Source organism: Pseudomonas sp. S34 (assembly GCF_009866745.1).
Lineage (GTDB): Bacteria > Pseudomonadota > Gammaproteobacteria > Pseudomonadales > Pseudomonadaceae > Aquipseudomonas > Aquipseudomonas jessenii.
The window spans coordinates 4,794,259-4,807,867 of the sequence record NZ_CP019398.1 but is presented as its reverse complement, the minus strand read 5'-3'; the positions used below and the strand labels follow the sequence as shown (position 1 = coordinate 4,807,867).

Genomic DNA, 13,609 nt, shown 5'->3' with positions numbered 1-13,609 from the left:
GATCCTTCCTTATTAGTGTTTTTGGCAAGCAGAGGTCACCCGTGGAGCAAGAAGCCTGGCAGGTATTGATTGTGGAGGACGACCAGCGACTGGCCGAACTGACCCGCGATTACCTGGAAGCCAATGGCCTGCGTGTTTCGATCGAAGGCAATGGTGCGCTCGCTGCGAATCGCATCATCAAGGAACAACCGGACCTGGTGATCCTCGACCTGATGCTCCCCGGTGAAGATGGCCTGAGCATTTGCCGCAAGGTCCGCGCCCGATATGACGGCCCGATCCTGATGCTCACTGCCCGCACCGATGACACCGACCAGATTCTCGGCCTGGACCTGGGGGCTGACGACTACGTCTGCAAACCGGTACGCCCGCGCCTGCTGCTGGCGCGCATCCAGGCGCTGCTGCGCCGTAGCGAAACGCCCGAAGTCGCCCCGGAAAAACAGCGGCGTCTACAGTTCGGCCCGCTGATCGTCGATAACGCCTTGCGTGAAGCCTGGCTGCAGGGCAACGGCATCGAGCTGACCAGCGCCGAATTCGACCTGCTCTGGCTACTGGTGGCCAATGCCGGGCGTATTCTCTCCCGGGAAGAGATCTTCACCGCGCTGCGGGGCATTGGCTATGACGGTCAGGACCGCTCCATCGATGTGCGCATCTCGCGCATCCGCCCGAAGATCGGCGATGACCCGGAGCATCCACGGCTGATCAAGACCGTGCGCAGCAAAGGCTATCTGTTCGTTCCCGAGGCTTGCGTAGATCCGTCCCTGTGAACTCGATCTTCCTGCGTATCTATGGCGGCATGTGCGCCGCGCTGATTCTGGTGGCGGTGCTCGGTGTGCTGGCGTTGCACCTGCTGAATGAGGTGCGCAGCGAGCAGTACCGCGAGCGCCTGGCCCACGGCACGTTCTCGCTGATGGCCGACAACCTGCAACCGATGAACCAGACCGAACGACATCGGGCCTTGCTGGTGTGGGAGCGGCTGCTGGGGATTCCGCTGGCGCTGAAAACCTTTGCCGAGACCGACCTCGACCTGACCCAGCGCACCCGTGTGTTGCGTGGTCAGGCACTGGTGGAACAGACCGGGCCGCACGCAGCGAAGGTCTACAAGCTGGTCAGCGACAAGGAACAGTTGATGCTCACCGGGGAAGTGCAGCAGATCAGCGAGCAACTGGCCCGGGCGACCATCTACCTGTTGACCGATGAACTGGTGCGCACCCCGGTCGCCGACCAGCCCTTGCGCCTGGCGCAATTGAAGGAAAGCAAGGGTTTCGGCTTCGATCTGCGCCTGGTCACGGTTGACGAGGCGGACATGGACGAAGACCAGAGCCGTCGGGTATCCGAGGGCGACACGGTGATGGCGCTGGGCAAGGGGGGGGATTCGATCCGGGTATTTGCCGGCATGGTGGGCACGCCGTGGGTCCTGGAAATCGGCCCTTTGTATCAGATGAATCCTTATCCGCCGGAGTGGTTGGTGTTGATCGCCGCGCTGGGCCTGACGCTGATCGGTTTGATCGTCTATCTGTTGGTGCGTCAGCTGGAGCGACGCTTGCGTGGCCTGGAAGCCGCCGCCACGCGCATTGCCAAAGGCAGCCTGGAAACCCGTGTGCCGGCGCGCGGCGCGGACTCGGTGGGACGGCTGGCCTCGGCGTTCAACGGCATGGCCGAACACTTGCAGCAGTTGCTGGCGATCCAGCGCGAACTGGTGCGTGCGGTGTCCCACGAATTGCGCACGCCGGTGGCACGCCTGCGCTTTGGCCTGGAGATGATCGGCTCGGCCACCACACCGCAAGCCCTGGAAAAATACTGCCAGGGCATGGACCACGACATCGAGGACCTCGACCGGCTGGTGGACGAGATGCTGACTTACGCGCGGTTGGAGCAGGGCTCGCCGGCACTGAACTTTCAGCGGATCGATCTGGATGCCTTGGTCGATCAGGTGATCGAAGAACTGGCGCCGTTGCGCGCCGACGTCACGGTGCAACGGGGCTTGTGTCTATCGGCTGCCGATAACGACGATGCCTGGGTCGAGGCTGAACCGCGCTATCTGCATCGGGCGATCCAGAACCTGGTGAGCAATGCCATGCGCCATGCGCAATCACGGGTAACCATCAGCTATCAAGTGGGGCAGCAGCGATGCCGAGTGGATATCGAGGATGACGGGCCGGGTGTGCCGGAGTCGGCGTGGGAGAAGATCTTTACGCCGTTCCTGCGTCTCGACGACAGCCGTACCCGCGCGTCTGGAGGCCATGGGTTAGGCCTGTCCATTGTACGGCGCATCATCCATTGGCATGGCGGGCGCGCGTTGATCGGCAAGAGCAAGAGCCTGGGCGGGGCGTGCTTTAGCCTGAGTTGGCCGAGGAATCAGGAGAAGCGCTGAGATTCTCGGTGAATGTTCAACCGCTTTCGCGAGCAAGCCCGCTCCCACACTGGATCGGTGGTGTTCACAAAGCCCAATGTGGGAGCGGGCTTGCTCGCGAAGGGGGCTCGCCATGCGCCAAAAAGCTTCAGGCCTTGATGCTGACCAGACTCAGCAACTGCCCGTCCTTGACCCCGAACTGCGCATCCAGCTCGGTGCCATTGCGCCATTCGCTGGACAGGTCAGTGAGCAATCGCAACCGCACCTCACCCGACTCACGCCACTCCAGCACTTCGGCGTGTTCGAAATAAAAGCGTTGCTGAACGATCGGATAGAGCGCCTTGAACAGGCTTTCCTTGACCGAGAACGTCAGGGTGACCAGCAACGCCCGTTGATCGTGATCACCGGCCGCCATGCGCTGTAGCTCCGGCGGATTGAGGATTTCCCCGGCCAGGCGTTCGGCCCGTTCGGCATTGAGCAGGTTTTCCAGGTCCATGCCCAGGCCGCGCCAATGGCTTTTGTTCGCCACGATCGCTGCGGCCCGACCAGTGCTGTGGGTGATCGAGCCAGTGATATGAGCAGGCCAGACCGGTGCCCGGTCTTCACCGATGGCCGGAATGAAACTCAAGCCTTCCAGTCGCTGTAACGCGGCCCGGGCACACACTCGCCCGGCGAGAAATTCCGCCTGCCGTTTGGCCACCGAGCGCTGGATGCTCGCCGGCGCTTCGACAGCGCTGCGCTGAAAGTCATCGCTGTCCAGTCGGGCGCTATCGAAATGAGTACTCAGCAGGACCGTATCGGGCAGCACAAACGGCAGCGGCCAATGGTCATCGAGGGGCGTGCAGCAGACGGGCAGGGCGGGGGTTGAGTTCATATCCGGCATTTTGCCGGGTTGGCTTGAGGCTGGGTAGTGCAAAGCTTCTGACGAGTTGGTAGTCGGCGCCGGCCTTGTCCATTACATAGTCGGATCTGCTGCTGAAACGTGTCGAAATATTCGGGGCGGGTCGGTTCAGCCCAGGTTCAGGGTGCGTTCAGGGGGAGTTCAGGGCGCGGTGCGTAACCTTGCCTCGTACCCAAAAAACAATCGGCACATGAGGAAACTCCCCAATGACTGGATTCAAAAAACTGCTTCTGGCATTCACGGTTCTGAGCGCAAGCACCGCGGCTTTCGCGTCCGACGACAACTTCGCCAGCCTTACTCTTGGACAGACCAGCGACAAGGTTAAAAAATCCCACGCCCTGAACGACAACCTCAATCACCCGAACGCCGATGGCGTAATCGGCAAGGACACCACCTGGGGTGTTCGTCTGGGCCAGCAAAACACCAAGGGCCGCTACTACGCCACTTACGACAATGTGTCGGGCTCGCACAACGGCATTAAACTGCGTCAGGAAAATCTCCTGGGCAGCTACGATCTGTTCTACCCGGTGGGCGCTAGCACCAAGCTGTTCGGTGGCGCCACGGCCGGTCTGACCAAAATGACTCAGGAGTCGCCAGGCTTCAGCCGCGACAGTGATATCGGCTACGCCATCGGTGGCCAGGTGGGTGTACTGCAACAGGTTTCGCAAAACACCTCGGTTGAACTGGGTTACCGTTACCTGCGTAGCAACGCCAGCACCGAGATGAGTGAGCGTGGCGGCAGCAAGCAGGGTTCGCTGGACCTGACCAGTAGCGCCCAGACTTACCTGTCCGCCAACTACGCTTTCTGACAAGCGTTTCGTGAACGGCCTGCGCCGGATCAGCCCGAGTGACTGATCCGGCGTTGCCATGTTAGCTCTTGAGGTGCGACGTTGCGCTTCTGGAGATGTTGATTTGCCCGGGAGAGCAATATGAAATTGCTGGTCGTCGAAGATGAAGCGCTGCTGCGTCATCACCTGCAAACCCGCCTGACGGAGAGCGGCCACGTGGTCGAGTCCGTGGCCAACGCCGAGGAGGCGCTTTACCAGACAGCGCAGTTCAACTTTGACTTGGCGGTGATCGACCTCGGTCTGCCGGGCATGAGCGGGCTCGACCTGATCCGGCAGTTGCGCTCAGGTGGCAAAACCTTCCCGATCCTGATCCTCACCGCGCGCGGTAACTGGCAGGACAAGGTCGAAGGCCTGGCCGCCGGCGCCGATGATTATCTGGTCAAGCCGTTTCAGTTCGAAGAACTGGAGGCCCGCCTGAATGCCTTGTTGCGACGCTCCAGCGGTTTCACCCAGTCGACCATCGTCGCTGGCCCGCTACTGCTGGATCTGAATCGCAAGCAGGCGTCCCTCGACGAACAGCCGCTGGCACTGACCGCGTATGAGTACCGCATTCTCGAATACCTGATGCGTCACCATCAGCAAGTGGTGCCCAAGGATCGCTTGATGGAACAGCTCTACCCGGATGACGACGAGCGTGATCCGAATGTGATCGAGGTGCTGGTCGGCCGTCTGCGCCGCAAACTGGAGGGGCCGGGCGGGTTCAAACCGATCGACACCGTGCGCGGCCTGGGCTACCTGTTCAACGAGCGTTGCACTTGATCCGTTCGCTGCGCATACGCTTGATGCTCGCCGCCACGCTGTTGGCGGTGTTGTTCATGCTGGCGTTGCTGCCTGCGATGCAGGGTGCCTTCAGCCTGGCGCTGCAGGACTCCATCGAGCAGCGTCTGGCATCCGACGTGACCACGCTGATCTCGGCTGCCCGGGTGGAGAACAACAGCCTGCAGATGCCAGCGCAATTGCCCGACGAGCGCTTCAACCTCACCGACAGCCGATTGCTCGGCTATATCTATGACCGTGAAGGGCAACTGGTCTGGCGTTCGAAGGCGACCCAGGAAGAACGCATCAACTACAAACCGCGCTACGACGGACGTGGCAGCGAGTTTGCGCGGATCCGCGAAGCCAATGGCCAGGAGTTCTTCGTCTACGACGTCGAGGTCAAGTTGCTCGGCGGCAAAAGTGCAGCCTTCAGCATCGTGGCGTTGCAGCCGGTTCGCGAGTACGAACTGACCCTCGAAGGCCTGCGGGAAAATCTCTATCTGGGTTTTGGCGCGGCACTGCTGGTGCTGCTGGCGTTGCTGTGGATCGGCCTGACCTGGGGCTTGCAGGCATTGCGGCGCTTGAGCCAGGAACTGGACCAGATCGAAGGTGGCACCCGCGAAAGCCTCAGTGAGGAACATCCCCGGGAATTGCTGCGCCTGACCGGTTCCCTCAACCGTTTGCTGCATAGTGAGCGTGAGCAGCGCAGTCGCTATCGTGATTCCCTCGACGACCTGGCTCATAGCCTGAAAACGCCCTTGGCGGTGCTGCAAGGCGTCAGTGAAGACATGGCCCAGCGTCCCGAGGATCGCGATCAGGCCTGGGTGCTGCAAGCCCAGATCGAACGCATGAGCCAGCAGATCAGCTACCAGTTGCAGCGCGCCAGCCTGCGCAAAAGCGGCCTGGTACGTCATCAGGTGCATTTGCGGCCGGTACTGAAAAGCTTGTGCGACACGCTGGACAAGGTTTACCGCGACAAGCGCGTACACGTCGCGTTCGATTTGCCCGACCCATGTTACGTACCGATCGAGCAGGGTGCTCTGCTGGAAATGATGGGCAATCTGCTGGAAAACGCCTATCGCCTGTGCCTGGGCGAAATACGCATCAGTGTGCGTGAAACCCTCAGCGGCACGCAGTTGTGTGTCGAGGACGACGGCCCTGGCGTACCACAGGATCAGCGCGCACGGATTCTCGAGCGCGGAGAACGGCTGGATCGCCAGCACCCGGGGCAGGGTATCGGCCTGGCGGTGGTCAAGGACATCATCGAAAGCTACAGCGCCAAGCTGACCCTGGGGGATTCACCGATGGGCGGAGCGGCGTTCCGGATTTATTTTCCGGCGGTGTGAAGGGGGTATTTGATAGCAGTCTTTTCGGGCTACAGGCATCAAGCGTTAAACGACCGGCAACAATATTTTGTTGGCGTTCAGCCGTTTGGTGGCAAGTAATAAGCCTCGCCTTATTAACGACATGCACACGCAGAGTCTGAGTTGGTTGCATGAGGGGATAGGGGCTGAAGCGTTACAAGCCATCAAAGGAGATAAAGATGGAAAGGAAGAAAGTTTGGCTGACGTTTGACGACGGTCCTCGGCAAGCACAGACCGAAACCGTGCTGGAAACACTGGCGCTGTTTGATATCAAGGCAACGTTTTTTATTGTTGGCAATCTTGTTGCCAGACATGGCGAGCGTATCAAGCGCATCCTGGGCGAAGGGCACCGGATCGGCAATCACACTTACGATCATCTAAGGCTGGTCGGCCAGGACAAAGACACCATCATCGATCAAGTCAAAATGACGGAACAGGCGCTGACTCCCTACCAGCAGCCGGACCTGATCATGAGGCCGCCTTATGGCGCTCACGACGCGATGGTCGATCGCACTGTCGCCGAGTTGGGGTATCGGCAGGTTCTCTGGAACGTGGATACCCTGGACTGGAGCAGCAACTACCAACCGGGGGGCTGGGTATCCCATGGTGTTGAGCAAATAAGGAAAAGAAAGAATTCCATTGTGCTGATGCACGACATTCATGCGACCACGGCCAATAATCTTGGCCGGTTCATCGGACAAGTAAACCTGCTGGGCGATGTGGACTTCGAGTCACCGGCCACACTGGCGATTGCGCCGGTCAGTCAGTTGAATATGTATGTGGTGGTAAGGGGCGATACATTGTCCACAATTGCCAGAGAGTTTTATGGTGATGCTGCCAAATACCTACTGATCTTTAATGCGAACAGGTCGGTGCTGGATCATCCAGATAAAATTTACCCTGGCCTGTCACTGATCATCCCGCCTTTAGGGTAAGCGTTCGCCAAATCTGGACGGGGTGTAACGCAGGTGCTGAAAATTCAGTTCTCCTGCGCCCGATAAGCCCCCGGCGTCAGCCCCGTCCATTTCTTGAACGCCCGGTGAAACGCCGACGGCTCGGAAAACCCCAACTGCTCGGCGATCTGTTGCAACGACAGGTCAGCGCGGCTCAGGTGATAAATCGCGATGTCCCGGCGCAACTGGTCCTTCAATTCCTGAAAGCTGGAACCCTCTTCCCGCAAATGCCGGCGCAAGGTCTGCGGGCTGATGTGCAGGTGGGCGGCCACGGCTTCCAGGTCGGGCCAGTGTGAACTGTCGCGACTGAACAAGCGCCGCAGTCGGCTGCTCAAGCTGTCGCCATCGTCCGGGCGCGAGAGCAGGTCGGCGGGGGAGCGTTCGAGGAAATGCTTGAGGGTGCGTTCATCCTGCAACAACGGCATGGCCAGGTAGCGGCTGTGAAACAACAGGCTGCTCTGGGGCCTGGAAAACTCAAGCGGACAGGAAAACAGCAGGTCGTACTCGGCGCCGTGTTCCGGCCGGGGGTAGCTGAGCGTGGCCTGTTCCAGGCGAATGCGCTGACCGATCAGCCAGCTGCCGAAACGGTGCCAGATCACCAACAGGCTTTCGCTGAGGAAATGATCCGGGTCCCAGAGCTGCGAGTCGTCCAGGCTCAGGCGCACCCATTCATCTTCGCGGCTCAGGGTCAAACGCGGCGCCCCGGGGAACAGGCTGTAAAACAACAAGCCGCGATGGAGTGCCTTATCCAGGCTGCGACAGTGAATCACGGCATGGCACATCATTGCGAAGCTGCCTGGCCTGCTTGGGGCTTGCCCGAACCCAAGGTACTCGTCGTCCAGTGCCAGCCATAACGCCTGGATCAGTTGGGTGAATTGCTCCGGAGCGATGCGTGCCCGGGGTTCGTCCAGCAACTCGGGGCTGATTCCCAGTTGCTGTAGCAGGCCCGAATAGTCGTAGCCGTGCCGACGCGCACCACCCAGGGCGGCGCGGGCGAAGTGACTGGCGATGGTGCGTTCGCGCATGGCAGCAGATCTGACCGTTGATCGACGGATGTTAGCTGCGCGCCGCGGGCGTGAACAGGGCGGATATCCGCCAAATTGCAGGACGACTTTCAGTGCAGGGGCGGAAATCCGCCACATGCTTGTACCCATTCGGTGACAGGGAATTCGCTGCAACCCCATATATAAAAAGGCTTGCAGGGATTTTACGGAAGGTGGCACGGGCCTTGCGATACAACGAGCAGATGCCTGCCGTTGCGCAGCTCGAAAAAACAAATCCCTCCAGTGCAGGAGGGTTCGCAATCGCGGTGTTGCGGGCAACAGCTGGATGTTGTCACCGGGCACCCTTGAGGAACTTTGCAATGACGACTCGTCAGCCACTGTACAAATCCCTGTATTTCCAGGTGATCGTTGCAATTGTCATCGGTATCGCGCTCGGTCACTACTATCCACAGCTCGGTGTGGCTGTTAAACCACTGGGTGACGGGTTCATCAAACTGATCAAAATGATCATCGCACCGATCATCTTCTGTACCGTTGTCAGCGGTATCGCCGGCATGCAGAACATGAAATCGGTCGGCAAGACAGGCGGCTACGCGCTGCTGTACTTCGAGATCGTTTCGACCATCGCCCTGCTGGTCGGTCTGGTCGTGGTCAACATCGTGCAGCCGGGCAATGGCATGCATATCGACGTTGCCACTCTCGATGCCTCAAAGGTTGCCGCTTATGTGGCGGCCGGTGCTGACCAAAGCGTCGTCGGCTTCCTGCTGAACGTGATCCCGAGCACCATCGTCGGCGCCTTCGCCACCGGCGACATCCTGCAGGTGCTGATGTTCTCGGTGATCTTCGGTTTCGCCTTGCATCGCCTGGGTGCCTACGGCAAGCCGCTGCTGGACTTCATCGATCGCTTCGCTCACGTGATGTTCAACATCATCAACATGATCATGAAGCTCGCGCCAATCGGTGCCTTCGGTGCCATGGCTTTTACCATCGGTGCCTACGGTGTCGGCTCGCTGGTGCAATTGGGTCAGTTGATGGCCTGCTTCTACATCACTTGCCTGCTGTTCATCCTGATCGTGCTGGGCGGCATTGCCCGCATGCACGGCTTCAGCGTTGTGAAAATGATCCGCTACATCCGTGAAGAACTGCTGATCGTGCTCGGTACTTCTTCTTCGGAATCGGTGCTGCCACGCATGCTGATCAAGATGGAGCGTCTGGGCGCGCAGAAATCTGTCGTGGGTCTGGTGATCCCGACCGGTTACTCGTTCAACCTCGACGGTACCGCCATCTACCTGACCATGGCTGCGGTGTTCATTGCCCAGGCAACCGACACCCCAATGGACATCACGCACCAGATCACCCTGCTGGTGGTGTTGCTGCTGTCGTCCAAGGGCGCTGCGGGCGTGACCGGTAGCGGTTTCATCGTACTGGCTGCCACCCTGTCCGCCGTGGGCCACCTGCCGGTTGCCGGCTTGGCGCTGATCCTCGGTATCGACCGCTTCATGTCCGAAGCCCGTGCCCTGACCAACCTGGTTGGTAACGCCGTTGCCACCATCGTTGTGGCCAAGTGGGTCAAGGAACTGGACACCGACGTGCTGCAAGCCGAACTGGCTTCTGGCGGTCGTGGCATTGCCGACGAGCCTAAAGACGATGTTTTGGGCCACGTCGAAGAGGTAGCCCCGGCTACCGCCAAGTAAGCCTGGTCCTGATGAAAAACCCGCTTCGGCGGGTTTTTTCATGCCCGGTATTTGAGCGTAACGGTCACTGCACGTGGCGTATAAGGTGATTGCTGCAAAGCGATCGGCTGCCTAGGCTGTGGACATCGTCAAGGGAGAACGCTCATGCTCGGTCCACTGGCATCACTCAAGGTTCTGGATTTCTCGACACTGCTACCGGGGCCGTTCGCCTCGTTGCTGCTGGCGGACATGGGCGCCGAAGTGCTGCGCATCGAATCGCCGACCCGCATGGATTTGCTGCGGGTGTTGCCGCCCCACGATCAAGGCGTGTCAGCCAGTCATGCCTATCTCAATCGCAACAAGCGCAGCCTCGCCCTGGACCTCAAACAACCTGAGGCGCTGGAGGTGATCCGGTCGTTGCTGCAGGACTACGACATTGTGCTCGAGCAGTTCCGCCCCGGTGTCATGGAGCGTCTGGGCCTGGGTTACGAAGCCCTGAAGGCGATCAATCCGAGACTGATTTATGTGTCGATCACCGGCTATGGCCAGACGGGCCCCTACAAGGACCGCGCTGGTCATGACATCAACTACCTGGCCCTGTCCGGGCTGGCGAGTTACACCGGCCGAGCCGACACTGGGCCGTTGCCGTTGGGCATGCAGGTGGCGGATGTCGCCGGTGGTTCGCTGCACGGGGTGATTGGCTTGCTGGCGGCAGTCATCGCCCGACAGCAAACCGGGCAGGGCCAGCACCTGGATGTCAGCATGACCGACTGCGCGTTCAGCCTGCATGCGATGGCCGGTGCCGGGTATCTGGCCTGCGGCGTCGAGCCGGGACCGGAAAACCAGGTGCTCAATGGCGGCAGCTTCTACGATTACTACCGCTCCAGGGATGGGCGCTGGCTATCTGTGGGCAGTCTGGAACCGGCATTCATGAAGCAGTTGTGCGCGGCGTTGGGGCTGGAGGAGCTGGCCGGCCTCGGCCTGTCACCGCAACTGGCGCATCAGCAACAGCTTAAGGACGCGCTGAAGGTCGAATTCGAAAAGCATGACTTTGCCGAGTTGCGGGCGCTGTTCGCAGAGCTGGATGCGTGTGTCGAGCCAGTGTTGAGCCTGGGAGAAGCGCTCAGTCATCCGCAGTTGCAGGCGCGGGAGTTGGTGGCCGACGTACCTCGTGGCGATGGCTCGACCCAGGCGCAGATGGCTTGTCCGCTGAAGTTTTCGCAAGGTTTGCCTGAGCCCCGGCATATTGGCGCGGCGCTGGGGCAGCATACGGATCAGGTGTTGGGAGAGTTGGGGTTCAGTGCTGAGCGGATCGAGCAGTTGCGGTGGGCCAAGGTGATTCTTTAGTGCCTGTCAGGCCGCCATCGCGAGCACAAACACCGAAAATCCAACTACTCGACCCGCATCTCGCCACTGAACACCAACGTATTGCGGCACCGCCGACACAAATACCGCCGTCCCTGCCGAACCAGGCTGTGGCGCTGTGCCGAAAACGGGAAGTCGCTGTCGACGCACGGGCACTTGTAGATGTAGCGGGTCACGCTGCGGCGTTTGACGTCATAGGTGTGGCAGCGGTTGGGTGGCAGTTCGTACACGCCGCGCATGATCAGTTGCCACTCTTCACCATGGGGCTGGATGCGGTCGCCGAACAGTTGGTGGGCGATCAGGTGCGCGACTTCATGGGCCACGGTCTGCTTGAGGAAATCTTCGGTGTTTTCCCGGTACAGCTGCGGGTTGAAGCGCAGCAGGTTCTCGTGCAAATGCGCGACACCGGCTTTTTGCCCGCGCAGCTTGAGGCTCACCACGGGGCGCTTGAAAGGTCGTTTGAAAAAGGATTCGGCTAGTTGGAAACAGTCTTCGACGCGGGTATTGAGTTGCTCGGGCATGCTTGATGGATCTCCAGAGCGGTCGAGTATGCCGCAACCCTCGGACCTTGCGAATCACCAGGTTGCCGAATGGTCGTGTGCGTTCTCGTTGCTGAAGAATGAAAAGACCGCCTTGCGGCGGCCTTTGTCGGCAGTTCTGATTTTCAGTGATGAGCGGCTAGCTGGTGTAGACCGGGCCCACGCCGAGTCCCCAGACAATTACTGTGAACGCCATGATGGCGACCAGCACCACCAGGCCTACGGCGAGCACCGAACTTGAAAACAGGAAGCCCTCGTCAGATGGAATGTTCATGAATGTCGGCAAGCCCACATACAGCAAGTACACCGTGTAGCAGATCGCTGCGGTACCGACGATCATCCCCAGCCACAGGTGCGGGTACAAAGCGGCGAGGCCGCCGATGAACAGCGGTGTAGCGGTGTAGGTGGCAAACGCAATGCAGCGGGCCAGGCTTGGGTTGGCGTCATAGGTGCGGGCCATCCAGTGGATGAAGGCGCCCATTACGGCCACACCACCGAGCATCGCCAGGTACGACATGACCGTCATCCATATCGCGCTTTCTACGGTCAGCATTACGGGAGGTCGATTGCCGATGACCCAGCCGACCTGTGTGGTGCCAATAAAGGCAGACACGGCGGGGATCGCCGCCAGGATCAGCGTATGGGTCAGGTACATGTGGCTGATGCTTTCCTCCTGGTCGCCACGGATTTCTTTCCATTCTTGGTCAGGGTGGGTGAAGAGCCCCACTACGTGATGGATCATGCCAGTCACTCCTCTTGTTTTTACCGTCGCCCCCCAGTGGAGCGCCTACGGGCCAATGCGGCCAAGCAAGTCATAGGTCTGAATTTGTATGTGACCTTATGTCGCAGTATAGGGAGGAGTTTCCCCAGAGGGAGTAAGGGCTTTAGAGCAAATCGCGCTGTAAACGCAGTTGTTAATCGCCGCAGGGTCTGTGGCGAACAGCCCTTTTGGCGAGGCACTTCGCCCCTGAGGCGTTTTTGCGTAAAATGCCGGCCTTTCGTCACACCTCACGGATTTCGCGTCATGGGCACTCTCACGGTCAACCAGAACAAACTGCAAAAGCGCCTTCGCCGACTGGCCGGTGAGGCAGTTGCCGATTTCAACATGATTGAAGACGGCGACAAGGTCATGGTCTGCCTGTCCGGTGGCAAGGACAGCTACACCATGCTCGATGTGCTGATGCACTTGCAGAAGGTCGCGCCGATCAAGTTCGAGATCGTGGCCGTGAACATGGACCAGAAGCAGCCGGGTTTCCCGGAGCACGTGCTGCCGGCCTACCTCAAGGAACTGGGGATCGAGTACCACATCGTCGAGAAAGACACTTACTCGGTGGTCAAGGAACTGATCCCGGAAGGCAAGACCACCTGCTCGCTGTGCTCGCGCCTGCGTCGTGGCACGCTCTACACCTTCGCCGATGAAATCGGCGCGACCAAGATGGCCCTCGGTCACCATCGCGACGACATCGTCGAAACGTTCTTCCTGAACATGTTCTTCAACGGTTCGCTCAAGGCCATGCCACCAAAACTGCGCGCCGACGATGGTCGTAATGTGGTGATCCGCCCGCTGGCCTACTGCAACGAAAAAGACATCCAGGCCTACTCGGACTTCAAGCAATTCCCGATCATTCCGTGCAACCTCTGCGGTTCCCAGGAGAACCTGCAGCGTCAGGTGGTCAAGGAAATGCTGCTGGACTGGGAACGCAAGACCCCGGGCCGTACCGAGAGCATTTTCCGTAGCCTACAGAACGTGATCCCGTCCCAACTGGCGGATCGCAACCTGTTCGACTTCACCAGCCTCAAGATCGACGAAAGCGCCGCATCGCGCTTCGTCAACGTGGTCAACCTCTGACCAAACT

The 13,609-nt window shown here is 59.8% G+C and carries 13 protein-coding genes; 9 read left to right on the top strand and 4 right to left on the bottom strand.

Features of this window, described 5'->3' with window-relative positions; all coding sequences use genetic code 11:
* Nucleotides 1-41: 41 nt before the first annotated feature.
* Entirely contained in the window at nucleotides 42-764 is a 723-nt protein-coding gene (locus PspS34_RS21400) for a winged helix-turn-helix domain-containing protein (protein ID WP_008051517.1), read from the top strand.
* Complete coding sequence (locus PspS34_RS21395) at nucleotides 761-2,371, top strand: ATP-binding protein (RefSeq protein ID WP_150812147.1); 1,611 nt, start codon at nucleotides 761-763, stop codon at nucleotides 2,369-2,371. Before PspS34_RS21400 ends, PspS34_RS21395 begins: the two co-directional genes overlap by 4 nt.
* Before the next feature lie 127 nt (nucleotides 2,372-2,498).
* Here the strand turns inward: PspS34_RS21395 and PspS34_RS21390 are convergent, their stop codons facing one another.
* Complete coding sequence (locus PspS34_RS21390; RefSeq protein ID WP_202982161.1) at nucleotides 2,499-3,224, bottom strand: 4'-phosphopantetheinyl transferase superfamily protein; 726 nt, start codon at nucleotides 3,222-3,224, stop codon at nucleotides 2,499-2,501.
* A gap of 233 nt (nucleotides 3,225-3,457) precedes the next feature.
* Between PspS34_RS21390 and PspS34_RS21385 the strand changes: the two genes are divergently transcribed.
* The 4 genes from PspS34_RS21385 (at nucleotide 3,458) to PspS34_RS28380 (ending at nucleotide 7,154) form a co-directional block, all read left to right on the top strand.
* Nucleotides 3,458-4,060, top strand: a complete 603-nt coding sequence (locus tag PspS34_RS21385) for a hypothetical protein (RefSeq protein WP_154860368.1) — start codon at nucleotides 3,458-3,460, stop codon at nucleotides 4,058-4,060.
* A gap of 120 nt (nucleotides 4,061-4,180) precedes the next feature.
* On the top strand, nucleotides 4,181-4,858 hold the full coding sequence (locus tag PspS34_RS21380) for a response regulator transcription factor (protein ID WP_046043028.1): 678 nt from the start codon (nucleotides 4,181-4,183) through the stop codon (nucleotides 4,856-4,858).
* Nucleotides 4,855-6,201 carry an ATP-binding protein gene (locus tag PspS34_RS21375; RefSeq protein WP_150812149.1) on the top strand — a complete coding sequence of 449 codons (1,347 nt, stop codon included), beginning with the start codon at nucleotides 4,855-4,857 and terminating at the stop codon, nucleotides 6,199-6,201. Before PspS34_RS21380 ends, PspS34_RS21375 begins: the two co-directional genes overlap by 4 nt.
* 197 nt (nucleotides 6,202-6,398) lie before the next feature.
* On the top strand, nucleotides 6,399-7,154 hold the full coding sequence (locus PspS34_RS28380) for a polysaccharide deacetylase family protein (protein ID WP_154860367.1): 756 nt from the start codon (nucleotides 6,399-6,401) through the stop codon (nucleotides 7,152-7,154).
* 44 nt (nucleotides 7,155-7,198) lie between these two features.
* Here PspS34_RS28380 and PspS34_RS21365 read toward each other — a convergent pair whose 3' ends face one another.
* Entirely contained in the window at nucleotides 7,199-8,197 is a 999-nt protein-coding gene (locus tag PspS34_RS21365) for an AraC family transcriptional regulator (RefSeq protein WP_154860366.1), read from the bottom strand.
* Nucleotides 8,198-8,535: 338 nt separating this feature from the next.
* Between PspS34_RS21365 and PspS34_RS21360 the strand changes: the two genes are divergently transcribed.
* Together PspS34_RS21360 and PspS34_RS21355 are read left to right on the top strand one after the other, a co-directional pair.
* A complete protein-coding gene (locus PspS34_RS21360; RefSeq protein WP_150812151.1) occupies nucleotides 8,536-9,870 on the top strand; it encodes a dicarboxylate/amino acid:cation symporter in 1,335 nt (444 codons plus the stop codon).
* 144 nt (nucleotides 9,871-10,014) lie between these two features.
* Entirely contained in the window at nucleotides 10,015-11,196 is a 1,182-nt protein-coding gene (locus PspS34_RS21355; protein WP_154860365.1) for a CaiB/BaiF CoA-transferase family protein, read from the top strand.
* A gap of 44 nt (nucleotides 11,197-11,240) precedes the next feature.
* Here the strand turns inward: PspS34_RS21355 and PspS34_RS21350 are convergent, their stop codons facing one another.
* Nucleotides 11,241-11,735 (bottom strand): SprT family zinc-dependent metalloprotease, encoded by a 495-nt coding sequence (locus PspS34_RS21350; protein ID WP_057713644.1) that lies wholly within the window; start codon nucleotides 11,733-11,735, stop codon nucleotides 11,241-11,243.
* A 157-nt stretch (nucleotides 11,736-11,892) separates the two neighbouring features.
* A complete protein-coding gene (locus PspS34_RS21345; RefSeq protein ID WP_007988750.1) occupies nucleotides 11,893-12,495 on the bottom strand; it encodes a Yip1 family protein in 603 nt (200 codons plus the stop codon).
* A 282-nt stretch (nucleotides 12,496-12,777) separates the two neighbouring features.
* On the opposite strand from PspS34_RS21345, the gene ttcA reads away from it, so the two are divergent.
* Entirely contained in the window at nucleotides 12,778-13,602 is an 825-nt protein-coding gene (gene ttcA, locus PspS34_RS21340) for a tRNA 2-thiocytidine(32) synthetase TtcA (RefSeq protein WP_008051493.1), read from the top strand.
* The last annotated feature ends 7 nt before the right edge of the window (nucleotides 13,603-13,609 follow it).